The organism is Pseudomonas sp. SJZ080 (genome assembly GCF_007828295.1).
Lineage (GTDB): Bacteria > Pseudomonadota > Gammaproteobacteria > Pseudomonadales > Pseudomonadaceae > Aquipseudomonas > Aquipseudomonas migulae_A.
On sequence record NZ_VIUK01000002.1, the window covers coordinates 160,951 to 175,355 of the forward strand.

The following is a 14,405-nucleotide window of genomic DNA, read 5'->3' on the forward strand; positions in this document are numbered from 1 at the left end:
GAGGAATACTCATGACCAAAGAAGTCATCTACGACGAACAGATCAACCGCTGATGGCGCAAATCATCAAGATCGGCAAAGAGCACAGCATCGCAATGATCTCAGCGCGCACATCCCGAACGAAGAAGATGCCGATCTTGCCTGCACCACTCACCTGGCAGGTGATGACGGCGAATGCTACGGGGCTTTCGTCAAAGCGTTTCATGCCGTCCGCCCACAAGCAGCACCGGTAGTGCATACGCGGATCACTCACCGCGACGGCAGCGCCACGCTGGCAGCTTTTATCGGCTGAACCCCTTCCCCATGGACCTTGCCTATCTGACCGGGCAGCGCGTGACTGACACGCGACTATTGGACGAACAGGATGTGCGCAACGGTGAAATCTGGGTTCTGCAAGGGAAGACAAATGCAAAACGTCGGATTGAAATAACAGGAGAGCTGAAAGTTTTGATTGATCGAATCATGCTCCGAAAGAAAGAACATAAGATCCGCTCGACGCGGCTGATCGTTTCGGAGGATGGCACACCAACGACGGTGGCGATGTTGCGGGGGAGATTTGACTTAGCCAGGGAGGCGGCAGGTGTTGCCAAGATCGAACTTCAAATGCGGGATCTGCGCGCTAAAGCTGTTACAGACAAGGCTGAATCGAGCGGTGACATCATGCAGGCGAGAGATCAACTTGGGCATACGGCCGTGGTTATGACGGAGCAATACATCCGGAATCGCCTGGGCAAGAAAGTCACTCCAACTAAGTGAATTGCGGACCAACTCCAAAATAGCGGACCAGAAACAATCAAGGGTTTGCCTCAGCCTTCGCTCGCAAACCCTTGATTTTAAATGGTGCCCGAAGCCGGAATCGAACCGGCACGCCCTTACGAGCGGGGGATTTTAAGTCCCATGCGTCTACCAGTTTCGCCATTCGGGCGGTAGCGCGGTAAGCCGTCTGAAGACTGGCAGATGAAGATCTGTCAGTTTTGACGCCTGTGCAGCAGAGGACGAAATATATACATCCCGTCCCGGTGAAGCAAGTTGGCAAATGCCCATTTCAAGACTAAATCTTGCAGGACAATGCAAATAAAAAAGCTCCGTAAATCATTGATCTACGGAGCTTGTTTAAAGTGGAGGCCGAGGTCGGAATCGAACCGGCGTAGGTGGATTTGCAATCCACTGCATAACCATTTTGCTACTCGGCCTCAAACATCTGATGTCATGTAGCACAACATCAAACGCGTACAGTCTTGGAGCAGATTCTAGATCTAACTCCTTGAAAACATTGAGCTTTTTCAGCGGTCAGTGCTTTCGATGGCGTGAATTATGTACTGATTTCCGAGGGCTGGCAACCCCTTGATTTCAAAAAAATTTTATCGGGCGCTTTGCATGTTTCGACGCAGGCTCGACTCCTCGCCCACGTCTCCCGCGTGCCGCCGGCCCGCTTAGTGCCCACGAATGTAGTACTCCAACTGCCGAATCAAATCGGCCTGCTCGACAATCGCCTCTTTCACCAAATCGCCAATCGACAACAAACCGATCAACTCGCCGCTATCCACTACCGGCAGATGGCGCAGATGGCTGTCGGTCATGACCTCCATACAGCGCTCGATGCTCTGCTGACTGTCGGCTGTCACGACCGGTGCGCTCATGATGTCGCGCACCGGCGTGCCGACCGAGGAACGTCCCTGCAGAACGACCTTGCGCGCATAGTCGCGCTCGCTGATGACGCCGACCACCTGCCCTGCTTCGATGACCGGCAGCGCGCCCACATTCTTCTCGGCCATCATTTTCAGCGCTTCAAGCACCATCTGGTCCGGCGCGATGCTATGCACGTGCTGGTTTTGCACGACTTTCAGTTTCAGCAGCTGTGCGGCTGTTTTCATGGATGCCTCCGCTATCGTTGCTCATTGCCGACGCTTGAACTCAAGCCACGCCGACTTCCACCACGCCACCGTTCAGCCGTACCGGCCAGACCCGCAGACGCTGCTGCGGATATTCCAGGCAACTGCCGTCTTCCAGCCGGAAATGCTGTTTGTAGATCGGTGAAGCGACGACCAGATCACCCTTGATGCTGCCCACCAATCCACGACCGATGACGTTCGCCCCGGATTGCGGATCATGGTTATCGATCGCATAGAGGCTCCGACCCTCTGCACCCGGCAGGTAGAACAGCGCCACTTGGGCGCCATCGAGCCAGACGACAACGCCGGAGTTGCTGACCAGATCCTGCTGCGTGCACACGGTTTGCCAGACATCGGTGTTGGCCAGAGAATCGATGCGTCGGGTAGTGGACTGGCTCATCAGGCAAGCTCCTCGGTGACAGGGATAAGGTTGAGTTCGGCCGCCATGATGGGGCGCCGCTGACCACGCTCCTGGACAAAGTGAATGTCCGGGTCCGGGCGTTTATCGTTGACGAAGGTGCGAAAGCGCTTGAGCTTTTCCGGGTCTTTGAGTGCGTTGGCCCACTCGCATTCATAGCGATCGACCACCAACTGCATTTGCGATTCAAGTTCCGCGCCAAGCCCGAGGCTGTCGTGGATGATCACGTCCTTGAGGTAGTCGAGGCCGCCTTCGAGGCTTTCTCGCCACACCGAGGTGCGCTGCAGTTTGTCGGCGGTGCGGATGTAGAACATCAGGAAGCGGTCGATGTAGCGGATCAGGGTGGCGTCGTCGAGGTCGGTGGCGAACAGCTCGGCGTGGCGCGGGCGCATGCCGCCGTTACCGGCGATGTACAGGTTCCAGCCGTTCTCGGTGGCGATCACGCCGACGTCTTTGCTTTGGGCTTCTGCGCATTCGCGGGTGCAACCGGACACCGCGAACTTGAGCTTGTGCGGCGAACGCAAACCTTTGTAGCGGTCCTCGATCATCAGGGCCATTTGCACGCTGTCCTGCACGCCATAGCGGCACCAGGTGCTGCCGACGCAAGACTTCACGGTTCGGGTCGATTTGCCGTAGGCGTGCCCGGTTTCGAAACCGGCTTCAATCAACTCGGCCCAGATGTCCGGCAACTCATGCAACTGCGCGCCGAACAGATCGATACGCTGGCCGCCGGTGATTTTGGTGTAGAGGTCGTATTTCTTCGCCACCACACCGATCGCGATCAGTTTGTCGGCGGTGATTTCGCCACCGGGAATGCGTGGCACCACCGAATAGGTGCCGTTTTTCTGCATGTTGGCCATGAAGGTGTCGTTGGTGTCCTGCAACGGCACCAGCGACGCGTCCATGATCGGCTGGTTCCAGCACGACGCGAGGATCGAGCCAACCGCCGGCTTGCAGACGTCGCACCCGGTGTGGCCACGGCCATGTTTGGCCAGCAGTTCTTCGAAGGTGATCACCCCTTCTACCCGCACCAGCGCATACAACTCCTGACGGGTGTAGGCGAAGTGTTCGCAGAGGCTTTTGTCGACACTGACGCCACGGGCAATCAGTTCATGCTCGAAGACTTGCTTGAGCAAACCCGCGCAGCCGCCGCAGCCGGTGCAGGCCTTGGTCTGCGACTTCAGCAGGCCGAGGTCGGTGCAGCCTCCGTCGATGGCCGAACAGATGGCCCCTTTGGTGACGTTGTGGCACGAGCAGACCGTGGCCGACTCGGGCAACGCGCCCGGGCCCAGGGTCGGCGCGCCTTCGGAAGACGGCAGAATCAGGCTGGCCGGTTCCGACGGCAGGGCTATGGCGTTCTGCATGTATTGCAGCAGCGTGTCGTAATAGCTGTTGTCGCCGACCAGCACCGCACCGATGACGTGCTTGCCGGAGGCATCCACCACCAGCCGCCGATAGCTGGCCGTGGTTTCGTCGATGAACTGATAACTGCGCGCGCCCGGCGTGCTGCCATGGGCATCGCCGATGGAGCCGACATCGACGCCCAGCAGCTTGAGCTTGGTCGACATGTCGGCACCCAGAAACGGTTCTGCGACCTCGTTGCACAAGCGTGCCGCGACGCTGCGCGCCATCTGGTAGCCCGGCGCGACGAGGCCGAACAGGCCGCCATTCCACGAGGCGCACTCGCCGATGGCATAGATATCCGGATCACTGCTCAGGCATTCGTCGTCAATCACGACGCCGCCGCGCGGTCCGATGTCCAGCGCACACTGGCGGGCCAGCGCATCTTGTGCGCGGATGCCGGCCGAGAACACGATCAGGTCGGCTTCGAGAAACTCGTCGTTGGCGAAGTTCATGCGGTAGCGATACTCCTCGCCCACGCTGATCGACTGTGTGGCGCGTGACAGGTGCACACCAACGCCCAACCTTTCGATCTGCGACTTGAGCGCAAGCCCGCCCATCTCGTCCAGCTGCACCGGCATCAGGCGCGGCGCGAATTCCACGACATGCGCTTCCAGGCCCAGGCTTTTCAGCGCATTGGCAGCTTCAAGACCCAGCAGCCCCCCGCCCACCACGACACCACGTCGGGCGTTGGCAGCGGCAGCGCGGATGGCGTCGAGGTCTTCAAGGGTTCGATACACCAGGCGTGAATCACCCTCCGCGCCTTCAATCGGCGGCACAAACGGATAAGACCCGGTGGCCAGGACCAGTTTGTCGTAAGGGACGCAACCTTGCGCAGTGATCACCTGGCGACGGGCGCGGTCGATTTCCAGCACCGGCACGCCCAAATGCAGGGTGACGCCTGGCGTCTGGTACAGCGAGGCTTCACCCAAGGCCAAGGATTCAGCATCGCGACCAGAAAAATACTCGGAAAGATGCACACGATCGTAGGCACGCATCGGCTCTTCGCTGAACACGTGCACTTGATACTGTTCAAGCGCTCCCCGCTCGATCAACTGCTCGACACAATGATGGCCGACCATGCCATTGCCAATCACGATCAGCGTTTGCAATTTGTTCAACGCGGCAACATTGGAATTCATAAGAAGCACCCGGCTAAAGCGGTTCAAAAAGCAAAAAAAAACGCCTGAAACCTTTCGGTTCCAGGCGTCTTTGCCTGTTCTTTTGCGGTGTTGATGCCAGACGTCTATGCCCGACCCACCGATGTTGCCCACGAATCGATCGTCGTTGACCGAGGGGCTACCCACTCGACAGCATTCAGGGTGGGCCTGTTCGGTGTATTGCAGTGTTTGTGCCAGATCGCAAAAGTGCTGCTCAGGGGCGGCGCGGCCCTGAATTCACTGCGACAAACCGGCCGCTTTTGCCTTCGCATAGTGCAGCGAGGTGCAGCAAAGCTTTATAAAAGTGCACAAATGCCTCATCAGAAATACTTGAGCCAGGCAATGTCTCGACGTCTAGCCTTCAACAACGAGAACCCTCTGACCGGGCGATAAAGCGCAATCGCCAGCAAGATTGCCACCAGCCAGACCGCCCCGACCGACGTGAAACCAAACCACGCGCCCTGATTCAACCCGAACAGCGCGACAGCGATGACATACAAAACCTTCAGCGCGTACAGGTGCAACAGATAGAAGAACATCGGCGCCGACCCGAAGACCGTCAACGGACGCAGCCACCGGCTCTTCTGTGCATGCTCAAACCACAGAAGCAGCAAGCATCCAACACTAAGGGTCAGTGCAACAAACAGCAGCGACGGCGGATATTTGGTGATGTTGAAAAAACTCATCAGCGTTTGCAGGGACGTCTCGCCCACGCTCCAGGGCTTCTCGCCATAACCATTGAGCAGTCGCAGCGCAATGAATCCCGCCAGCCCGGCGACACCACCGATCAGCAATGTGCGTTGACGCACCCTCGCGTCCGCCGCGCGCCCGAACCACGGCCCCATGGCATAACCCAGGCCGATCACGCCAATCCACGGCAGCACCGGGTAAGACGTGCGCAGCCGAAACCCTTCGGCCAGTTCGATCCAGCCGCGATCATGGAGAATCGCCCAAGGCACGTGCAACGCCGATTCCACTGGAAAGTGCAGAGCATCCAGCAGGTTGTGCCCGGCGATGATCGCCAGGCTCAAGAGCAGCAGCATCGGGCGTGGCAGCCAGACCATCACCGACAGCGCAATCATGCTCAGGCCGATGGCCCAAATCACCTGCAGGTAGATAACCGTCGGCGGAAACTGGAACGTCCAGGCGAAGTTCACCAGGGTGAACTCAAGCACCACCAGAAACAGACCGCGCTTGAACAGAAAACTGCAAACATCGGCCTTGCCAGCGTATTTCTCAGCGTACAGCCAGGCCGACAGACCGGTAAGCAGCACGAAGACCGGCGCGCACAAATGAGCGAGTGTGCGGCTAAAGAACAGTGCGGGTTCGGTCGTGGCAATGTCCATGGGATCGGACACCTGTCGATGCAGGAAAAAGGTCTCGCGGACGTGGTCGAGCAGCATGAACAGAATCACCATGCCTCTCAATGCATCGATGGAAAGAAGCCGGCCGACTGTCGTGCCGATGGAGCGAGGGGGAGCAATAGTCATGGAGATTTCGCAACACAAGGGGTGAATAAACGTGTCCCGCAGAACAGATTGCCGGGCACCTTATATTGTTACCCTATAACATTTCCAGGCATTTTTTCATCTGTACACCTGCGGGAGCGAGCTTGCTCGCGATGGTCGTTCACGAAAACGCGTGTCGCCTGGATAAACACGGCGTCCCTCAGACCATCGCGAGCAAGCACGCTCCTACAGTGATAATGTGGAAACGTTTTGTTTCATTAATCAAACACTTCTAACTCACTCCCTGCAAAGGAATGCCACAGCAATGGACTTTTCTCTCAAGCATCTGGCCGTGACAACGCTGATGTTGGCCAGCCTTTCGTCCTTCACCACGGCTGCGCACGCCAACATCACCCCGGAACAGAGCGCGACCATCCTCAAGACGTTCAGTGACGCCTCGGCAACCGATTTCAGGCAGTTCCTGACAAGCCTGGCCAAGACCGACCTGACCAAAACCGATGACCTCGGCGCGGCGATCAGTGCCTTCCTGGACAACAAGGCCCTTTCCGCCGACCAACAGAACGAAATCCATCGCCTGCTGGGGCTCTATGCGCGAGTGAAGTACGGCAAAGCCGCCACCGAGACGCTGCGTGAGCTGGTGGCCATTCCGACCTTCCGCGTGGACGGCGTTGACCAGCACGCCAACCCTGAATTCATCAGGATCGCCGACAAGATCAAGAGCCTTGCCCAGGCCTTCAACCTGAACTTTCGCAACATCGACAACCGCGTCTATGAGATCTCCCTCGAGGGCACTGGAGATGAAGTGGTCGGCATTCACGCCCACGCCGACGTGGTGCCCGTGACGCCGGAGAACTGGGTCCTGGAAGACGGCACCAGACTCGATCCGTTCAAGGTCACCCTGATCGGCGACCGCATGTATGGCCGGGGCACCGAAGACGACAAGAACGGCATCGTGGTAGCGCTCTACGCCATGAAAGTCATCAAGGAAGAAAAACTGCCGCTGGCGAGGAATTTCAAGCTGCTGGTCGACACCACCGAGGAAACCTCTGGCGACGCCATCCCCTATTACTTCGAACACAACCCGACACCCAACTACAACCTGGCGCTGGATGGTGGCTACCCGGTGGTAATCGCCGAGAAAGGCTACGGCACCGTCATGGCCAATTTCCCCAAGCGCAAGGCTGACGGCAAAGGCGCTGAAATCGTCTCGATGACGGGCGGCCTGGCCACCAACCAGATTCCATCGGCTTCGGTCGCCACTCTGCTGAGTGACAAGCCTGCCGAACTGGCTTCCAGCCTGCAGAAGGCGGGTAGCGATTTTGCCAAGCGCAATGGCGGCAATTTCAGCGTGACTGCCAAGGTTGACGGCAAGGACGTCAAACTGACGGTCACTGGCGTTTCAGCCCACTCCTCCGAGCCGGAGTCCGGCGTCAACCCGGTATCCCGGATGCTGGTCTTCATCAATAGCCTCGACGGCAAGGTCGCGATCAAGCACAACCACATCACCGACGCTGCCCGCTACGCCGCCGACAACTGGGGCCTGGATTACCTCGGAGGCAAACTGGGAGTCGGTTTCTCCGATGCCTTCATGGGCCCGCTGACCACGTCCCTGACGTTTGTCGGGATGGATGAAAAAACCTTCAAGCTCGCGGTCAACCTGCGCGTGCCAAAGGGCAAGTCCCCGGAAGCGCTCAAGGCCGAAATCGCCGACAAGATTGGCGCCTGGAGCAAGAAATCCCACGTAGCAGCGACGTTCGATTACTCGATTGCCGAGCCGATGTACCGCAACCCCGAGGGTGAATGGGTCAAGGCCCTGCTGGCCGTGGCCAGCGAAAACCTTGGCATGAAACACGAGTACGGCACTTCTGCCGGCGCCACTTCGGTTCATGAATTGCCCAATGGCGTGCAGTTCGGCCTGGCCCGGCCCGAGGTCAAATACACCGGCCACACGGACAACGAGTTCAAGACCGTCGACCAGTTCCTGCTGGACCTGCAGATCGTGACCGAAATGATGGGGCGCATCGGGCAATTGCCGAAACTCTGACCCACTGTCGTGCCCGCCGTTCTGGCGGGTCCATTTCTTGATCCGATTTCCTATCGCACTATCGTTGCCTCCAGAGCAACGATGTCTGAATTAAGTTGCTCTTGCTGCCATTGGTCAATGGAGCGAGCATCGCTCTCGACACCGCAGCGACGTCAAAAGCCGCACAGCTGACGGCTGTCACTACCTCCCCGTCCTACTCGCAAGGCCCTCGAAAGAGGGTCTACGGCGGAGTCATGTCTAATAAAAACAAGAGTCAACCTATGACAAAAGATCGAGGCAAACTGTGTGCGCTGTTCATCACAGGAGCGGGCGCCAACCTCGCCCAGGCCGCCGACAGCGGGTTCGTGGAGCAGTCCACTGCAACGCTGGTGACCCGAAACTATTTTTTCAGCAGGGATTTCTCCGATATCCGAGGTTCGGAAAAATCAATGGCTCAGGAGTGGGCGCAAGGCTTCATCCTCAATTTCAAGTCCGGTTACACGCCCGGGCTGGTGGGATTTGGCCTGGATGCCACAGGCAAGTTCGGCATCAAGCTCGACAGCAGTCCGGACCGGGTCAACTCGGGCTTGTTACCGGTGAAGGACGATGGCCGTGCCGCTGACAACTATGGTCGCCTGGGATTGACGGCCAAGGTGCGTTTTTCCAAAACCGAACTGAAGGTCGGTGAACTGCAACCCAATATTCCTTCGCTAGTTTTCAGCGATATCCGCTTGCTGCCCCCCGCCTATCAAGGCGCGAGCATGACCAGCAGTGAAATACCCGGCCTGACGCTGCAAGCCGGGCACCTGACCTCTACGACCCTGCGCAACGAGGCCGGCGAGAGCAAACTGCAGGCCTTGCTGGGCAACAAGCCGCAACGCCAGGTGTCGAGCGATGCCTTCAACTACGTGGGCGGCGACTACGCGTTCAACAGTAATCGCACCACCGTGAGTGCCTGGCATTCCCGACTGGAGGATATCTACGAGCAGAACTTCTTCGGTTTAAAACACAGTGTGCCGGTGGGAAGTTGGGTGCTGGGGGCCAATCTCGGTTATTACGACGCCAAGGAAGAAGGTCGCAAACTGGTTGGCAAAGTCGACAACCAGGCGTTCTTCTCGCTGCTGTCGGCCAAGCTCGGGGGGCATACGTTCTATGCCGGTTACCAGGGCATGTACGGTGACAGCCCCTTTCCTCGCGTGTTTCTCAATGTCAGCGCGCTGGGTAACGAACTGCCGACCTACGAGTTCGTCTCGACCCATGAGCGCTCTTATCAATTGCGCTATGACTATGACTTCGCGGCCCTCGGTGTACCTGGATTATTAGCCAGCACACGCTATGTCACCGGCGACAATGTGAAAACGGGAATGGGCTTTGAAGGCAAAGATCGGGAGCGTGACCTGGACCTCAGTTACACCTTCCAGTCCGCCCCGCTGAAAGGCCTCGGCGTGCGAGTGCGCAACGCGATGGCGCGCTCCAACTACCGCACGGATATCAACGAGAACCGGTTGATCATCAGTTACACCTGGACGCTGTTCTAAGCGTTTGTCACGAACTGTGGGGGCGAATCGCTTCGCCCCCACACGTCACCTTTCACCGTTATCGATCTTCAACGGACTTCAACGGTTATCTCTATTTCGACACAAGCCCCCAATGGAATCTGAGCCACACCGAATGCCGAGCGTGCGTGTTTTCCCTGATCGCCGAACACCTCGGCAAACAGCTCCGAGGCGCCGTTCGTGACCAGGTGCTGCTCGGTGAAACGGGACGTTGAATTCACCAGGCTCAGCACTTTGACAATCCGCGTGACCCGATTCAGATCACCAAGATGAGCCTGCAGCGTCGCCAGCAAGTCGATGGCCGTCGAACGCGCGGCCGCATAGCCCTCCTCTGTCGTCAGCGATTCGCCCAGTTTGCCTGCCCAGACTTTGCCGTCCTTTTTCGCAATATGGCCGGACAGGTAAACGACGTTGCCAGTCTGCGCACTCATCACATAGGCAGCGGCGGGAGCGCCGGTGGCGGGTAACTCGATACCGAGGTCTTTCAGACGGGTATAAACGTCACGTTCATTCATGGGATTTCCTCGAACAGGATGTGCCAACGCCCGGAACTTCCGGGCGTTGGTCAAGTTGAAAAGTCTGAATCCGATGGTTTAGCCGGGCATCGATTCACGGCTGAAGGCGTCGAGTTCCTGCACCAGGCTCTGTGCTGCCATCATCACCAGGTCGCGGCCTTTATCCGGGCTGGCCAAGGACGGATCCGACCCCATGCGGCCATCCGGATGACGTGCGCGGAAATCGAGCGCTTCGCGGATAGGCCCCCACGGCGCGATCTGCGGCGAATACTGGGCGGACTTGATCGCGTCCGGGTAAGCCCATTGGGTGACGGCAATCTCGGACGGCGTGGCATGAATGCCGTGCCCCGTTGGGAACTGCTCTCGCGCCAGCTCACCTACCCCTTCCAGGTCCCACCAGTTGCACAACTTCAGCGCGAACCCCGCGGGGCGTCGAGCGAAGCTTGCTTCGGCATAGAGCTCCGAGAACGCCGCTTCAATGGAGGCGACGTTGCCGCCGTGGCCGTTGAGGAAGAGGATTTTCTCGAACCCGTGAGCGGCCAACGAACGTACCCAGTCGCCAATCGCGGCTATGAACGTCGACGGGCGAAGTGAGATGGTCCCGGGGAATCCAAGGTGGTGTTGGGCCATGCCGATGTTGAAGGTCGGAGCGATCAGGATGTCTGCCGATTTCTGCGCTTCGCGTGCAATGATTTCGGGACACATCCAGTCGGTCCCCAAAAGACCGGTCGGGCCGTGTTGTTCGTTGGAGCCGATCGGGATCACGATGGTGCGGCTGCGTTCAAGGAATTGCCCGATCTCGGCCCAGGTCGATAGGTGTAAAAGCATTTGGGTTCTCTCTTTAAAAGGGTTCCTTTCGGAACTCGATTGATCAAGTGGGAGGCGGTTGATCAACCCGCACTGAATTCAGAAACCGGGCTGTCACCGGTGCGCGGTTTGGTGGAAAGGATCACGAAGGCTGCGCACAGGAACACGCAGCCCACAATGACGATGCCGAGATTGACGCTGCCGGTTGCCGTTTTTGCCCAGCCAATAACAGCGGGCCCCCAGAAGCCGCCGGAAAGACCGATGGTGTTGATCAAGGCGATCCCGCCCGCCGCCGCGTCACCCTTGATGTGTTCGGAGGGCATCGCCCAGAGCACGGTGTAGGCCATGAACATCATGGCGGTTGCCACGGTCAGCAGAACCAGCGACGCCATCAGGTGACCGTCGGCAAAGGGGTACATGAGCAGCAATGTTGCGCCAATGCCCGCAGGGACTGCGCAGTGATAGCGCCTTTCACCGACCCGGTCGGACCGGCGCCCTATCCAGTACATGCCGCATGCCGCTGCGACGTAGGGAATCGCGGCATACCAACCCAGTTGCATGGTGTCGTTGACGCCCTGGGCCTTGAGGATGGCCGGCAGCCAGAAACTCATGGCGTAGATCGAGAAGATGATGCAGAAATAGGCTGAGGCCAGGACGTAGATTTTCGGGTCGCGCAACACCGCCCGGAACGAATGGACGCGCCCCGTCGATGCACCGAGTTCACTCTCCAGCAGTTTCCTTTCCTCACCATTCAGCCAGCAGGCCTCAGAGGGCCGATTGGAAAGAACGAAATAGGTCAGAATGCCAAGGAACACGCAAGGCAGGCCTTCAATCAAGAACATCCATTGCCACCCCGCCAGACCACCAACGCCTTCAAACGTGGTGATCAGCCAGGCCGACAGTGGGCCGCCAACAATGCCACCGATGGGGCCGGCGATAAACACGATCGCAATGGCCCGCGCCATACGTTTCGGGCCATACCAGCAGGACAGGTAATAGATCATGCCCGGCGCAAAACCGGCTTCGAATACACCCAGCAGAAAACGCATCGCGTAAAACATCGGCACGTTACGCACGAACAGCATGCAGGCCGAGGTGATGCCCCAACACACCAGAATGCGGCTGAAGGTTTTCCGCGCCCCCACCTTCGGCAACATCAGGTTGCTCGGCAACTCGAACAACACATACCCCAGAAAGAAAATCCCCGCGCCCGCGCCGTAGGCCGCATCGGAAAGTCCGAGATCATTTTGCATCTGCAGCTTGGCAAAGCCGACGTTGATCCGGTCCAGATACGCAAACACGTAGCAAATGAACAGGAGCGGCAGCAGCCGCCAATTGAGCTTGCGGTAAAGGGCGGAAATGGCATCACTTCCTGCCGACGCTGAAAAGGTTGACATGCGACTCTCCAATTATTCTTGTTGGGCTGCGTTCGTGCCCAGGAATGTTGCACCGGCACCTCAGGCCCAGCAAGAGCAACTAAGTTCGTGTATCGTTGCTCTGCAGGCAACACAGACTTTTTGAGGGAGACCCGGCATGCGCGAGATCAACCAACAACGGCTGCGATATTTTCATGAAGTGCTGGTCCACGGGTCGATTCGCGGTGCGGCGGACAGCATCAATACGTCGCCCTCGGTGATCACGCGCCAGATCAAGCTGCTGGAAGAGGAATTGGGAGCGAAGCTGTTCGAGCGTCAGGCCCGTGGCGTCCAACCCACCGAAGCCGCAGCGCACTTGCTGGAGTTCTGGCGAGGTTATCGCTCACATCAGGAGAAACTCGAAGACCAGCTCCAGGCGATCAAGGGCCTGCAGCAAGGCCATGTTCGAGTGGTGATCAGCGAGGGCTATGTCGATGCATTGGTCGACAACGTGCTCGCACCGTTTTGCAAACAGTACCCCAAGCTCGACGTCAGGCTGGACATCCTGCCCGTGGACGACGTGCTGAATGAAGTCGCCGAAAACCGTGCGCATATCGGCCTTGCCTATAACCCCCCTCCCCATTCGCACATCGATTATCGCGCGACGTCATCGCAGCCTGTGATGCTGCTGGTTCGACCCGATCATCCGTTGGCATTGAGAGGGGGAACCGCAACTGTCGCAGACATACTCGCTTGCCAACTGGTGTTGACGCCCACCACATTCGGCATCGGTCATGCGATAAAAATGCTGGAGTACGCCGAGAAGATCGAAATTCGCCCGGCGCTGGTCAGCAACTCCCTCGCAGCGCTCAAGCGCCTGGTGGCCTCCGGGGATTTCGCCTCGTTGCTCGGCGAATTCGCGGCCTATCGGGAAATCGCCAAGGGCAGCCTGGCAGCGGTATCGATCGACCATCCGTTGTTCCTGGGGGTCGAGGCCAAACTGCTGGTGAAGTCCGGCCGACCACTGGCCGCCCCGGCTCAGGAGTTGCTGAACTGGATGTTGCAGCGCTTGCCAATGTTTGCGTCAGGCGACGAAATGGCATTGGCTTCACGGTGACCTCAGCGTTGCTTGCTGATCGGCTCAATGAACAAAGCCCGGGTCATTCAACAGTGTGCCCAGCCCGGCGCTTCGACTACCAGCATCGCGCTCAGCCATAGCCTCAACGCAAACCTGGTGTCACTCGTATGAACGTTCGAAACGCCGGTCAGCGCTGGATGGACTGACTCGGCTGCCGACGCAGCGGACGATTGAGATTGGCCAATTGCTTCCGCATCGGTGGGTCACTGCATAACTTAGACAGGGAGACTTCGGCAGACGCTGACCCTGATTCTACTCACGCGCCATTTCAAAAAAATCAGGCCATGAGCCAAACGAAGATCGATTAGCTTCATGGCATTACGTAAATACGACGAATCCGTCATGCAGGGCGATCGGGATATTTCGTCTGATTATCGGGTAGAGCATCGTGCTCCGCTTGGCTATTGCGAGCGCTGGTGTGCTGATGGCCACAGCAATTGCCATGTTCACCACTTTTACCGTGTTCATGTCCGCCATGCCCACGGTGCATGAAAAAGTGCATCAGTGGACAGGCCAATAGCAGCAGGAATGGCAGATAGGGAAGGACGTGAGCCCTGTGCTCGGTGAACAGGAAGTAACCGGCGATGGCCAGGAAGCCTAAAAAATACCAGTTGGTGCCCCTTGCGCGGTGTTGGGGCAAGTTATGTTGATTCATGATGGCACTCCTTGGAG

General features: G+C 58.2%; 12 protein-coding genes, 2 tRNA genes and 1 pseudogene. 4 read left to right on the forward strand and 11 right to left on the reverse strand.

What is annotated here, in order from left to right; all coding sequences use genetic code 11:
• Positions 1-42: 42 nt before the first annotated feature.
• Complete coding sequence (locus tag FBY04_RS32295) at positions 43-204, reverse strand: hypothetical protein (protein ID WP_178118249.1); 162 nt, start codon at positions 202-204, stop codon at positions 43-45.
• Between the two features lie 98 nt (positions 205-302).
• Between FBY04_RS32295 and FBY04_RS03210 the strand changes: the two are divergent.
• A pseudogene (locus FBY04_RS03210) lies at positions 303-755 on the forward strand (tyrosine-type recombinase/integrase); the annotation flags it as partial.
• Between the two features lie 82 nt (positions 756-837).
• Here the strand turns inward: FBY04_RS03210 and FBY04_RS03215 are convergent.
• From FBY04_RS03215 to FBY04_RS03240, 6 genes are all read right to left on the reverse strand, one after another.
• Positions 838-924: transfer RNA gene (locus FBY04_RS03215), tRNA-Leu, on the reverse strand.
• Between the two features lie 194 nt (positions 925-1,118).
• Positions 1,119-1,192: transfer RNA gene (locus FBY04_RS03220), tRNA-Cys, on the reverse strand.
• A 240-nt stretch (positions 1,193-1,432) separates the two neighbouring features.
• On the reverse strand, positions 1,433-1,873 hold the full coding sequence (locus FBY04_RS03225) for a CBS domain-containing protein (RefSeq protein ID WP_084320091.1): 441 nt from the start codon (positions 1,871-1,873) through the stop codon (positions 1,433-1,435).
• Between the two features lie 40 nt (positions 1,874-1,913).
• The gene (gene nirD / locus FBY04_RS03230; RefSeq protein ID WP_084320093.1) at positions 1,914-2,291 is read right to left on the reverse strand and encodes a nitrite reductase small subunit NirD; all 378 of its coding nucleotides are present in this window, start codon (positions 2,289-2,291) and stop codon (positions 1,914-1,916) included.
• Positions 2,291-4,852, reverse strand: coding sequence for a nitrite reductase large subunit NirB (gene nirB, locus FBY04_RS03235; RefSeq protein WP_084320095.1), 2,562 nt, complete (start codon positions 4,850-4,852; stop codon positions 2,291-2,293). Before nirB ends, nirD begins: the two co-directional genes overlap by 1 nt.
• Positions 4,853-5,190: 338 nt before the next feature.
• Entirely contained in the window at positions 5,191-6,360 is a 1,170-nt protein-coding gene (locus FBY04_RS03240) for a DUF1624 domain-containing protein (RefSeq protein WP_145314493.1), read from the reverse strand.
• Positions 6,361-6,643: 283 nt separating this feature from the next.
• On the opposite strand from FBY04_RS03240, the gene FBY04_RS03245 reads away from it, so the two are divergent.
• Positions 6,644-8,383, forward strand: a complete 1,740-nt coding sequence (locus tag FBY04_RS03245) for a dipeptidase (RefSeq protein ID WP_145314494.1) — start codon at positions 6,644-6,646, stop codon at positions 8,381-8,383.
• A 260-nt stretch (positions 8,384-8,643) separates the two neighbouring features.
• Positions 8,644-9,900 (forward strand): OprD family porin, encoded by a 1,257-nt coding sequence (locus FBY04_RS03250; protein ID WP_084320101.1) that lies wholly within the window; start codon positions 8,644-8,646, stop codon positions 9,898-9,900.
• 68 nt (positions 9,901-9,968) lie between these two features.
• Here FBY04_RS03250 and FBY04_RS03255 read toward each other — a convergent pair whose 3' ends face one another.
• From FBY04_RS03255 to FBY04_RS03265, 3 genes are all read right to left on the reverse strand, one after another.
• Positions 9,969-10,433: a RidA family protein gene (locus FBY04_RS03255; protein ID WP_084320103.1), complete on the reverse strand. Its 465-nt coding sequence runs from the start codon at positions 10,431-10,433 to the stop codon at positions 9,969-9,971.
• A 78-nt stretch (positions 10,434-10,511) separates the two neighbouring features.
• The gene (locus FBY04_RS03260; RefSeq protein WP_084320105.1) at positions 10,512-11,261 is read right to left on the reverse strand and encodes a creatininase family protein; all 750 of its coding nucleotides are present in this window, start codon (positions 11,259-11,261) and stop codon (positions 10,512-10,514) included.
• A 62-nt stretch (positions 11,262-11,323) separates the two neighbouring features.
• Complete coding sequence (locus FBY04_RS03265; protein ID WP_145314495.1) at positions 11,324-12,637, reverse strand: MFS transporter; 1,314 nt, start codon at positions 12,635-12,637, stop codon at positions 11,324-11,326.
• A 136-nt stretch (positions 12,638-12,773) separates the two neighbouring features.
• On the opposite strand from FBY04_RS03265, the gene FBY04_RS03270 reads away from it, so the two are divergent.
• Positions 12,774-13,712, forward strand: coding sequence for a LysR family transcriptional regulator (locus FBY04_RS03270; protein ID WP_084320109.1), 939 nt, complete (start codon positions 12,774-12,776; stop codon positions 13,710-13,712).
• A 361-nt stretch (positions 13,713-14,073) separates the two neighbouring features.
• Here FBY04_RS03270 and FBY04_RS03280 read toward each other — a convergent pair whose 3' ends face one another.
• Complete coding sequence (locus FBY04_RS03280; RefSeq protein ID WP_084320111.1) at positions 14,074-14,388, reverse strand: DUF2933 domain-containing protein; 315 nt, start codon at positions 14,386-14,388, stop codon at positions 14,074-14,076.
• Positions 14,389-14,405 lie beyond the last annotated feature (17 nt).

Excerpts from the sequence above, each read along its gene's own strand:
- FBY04_RS32295 (WP_178118249.1), bottom strand. The coding sequence starts at position 204 with ATGAAACGCTTTGACGAAAGCCCCGTAGCATTCGCCGTCATCACCTGC.
- FBY04_RS03225 (WP_084320091.1), bottom strand. The coding sequence starts at position 1,873 with ATGAAAACAGCCGCACAGCTGCTGAAACTGAAAGTCGTGCAAAACCAG.
- nirD (WP_084320093.1), bottom strand. The coding sequence starts at position 2,291 with ATGAGCCAGTCCACTACCCGACGCATCGATTCTCTGGCCAACACCGAT.
- nirB (WP_084320095.1), bottom strand. The coding sequence starts at position 4,852 with ATGAATTCCAATGTTGCCGCGTTGAACAAATTGCAAACGCTGATCGTG.
- FBY04_RS03240 (WP_145314493.1), bottom strand. The coding sequence starts at position 6,360 with ATGACTATTGCTCCCCCTCGCTCCATCGGCACGACAGTCGGCCGGCTT.
- FBY04_RS03245 (WP_145314494.1), top strand. The coding sequence starts at position 6,644 with ATGGACTTTTCTCTCAAGCATCTGGCCGTGACAACGCTGATGTTGGCC.
- FBY04_RS03250 (WP_084320101.1), top strand. The coding sequence starts at position 8,644 with ATGACAAAAGATCGAGGCAAACTGTGTGCGCTGTTCATCACAGGAGCG.
- FBY04_RS03255 (WP_084320103.1), bottom strand. The coding sequence starts at position 10,433 with ATGAATGAACGTGACGTTTATACCCGTCTGAAAGACCTCGGTATCGAG.
- FBY04_RS03260 (WP_084320105.1), bottom strand. The coding sequence starts at position 11,261 with ATGCTTTTACACCTATCGACCTGGGCCGAGATCGGGCAATTCCTTGAA.
- FBY04_RS03265 (WP_145314495.1), bottom strand. The coding sequence starts at position 12,637 with ATGTCAACCTTTTCAGCGTCGGCAGGAAGTGATGCCATTTCCGCCCTT.
- FBY04_RS03270 (WP_084320109.1), top strand. The coding sequence starts at position 12,774 with ATGCGCGAGATCAACCAACAACGGCTGCGATATTTTCATGAAGTGCTG.
- FBY04_RS03280 (WP_084320111.1), bottom strand. The coding sequence starts at position 14,388 with ATGAATCAACATAACTTGCCCCAACACCGCGCAAGGGGCACCAACTGG.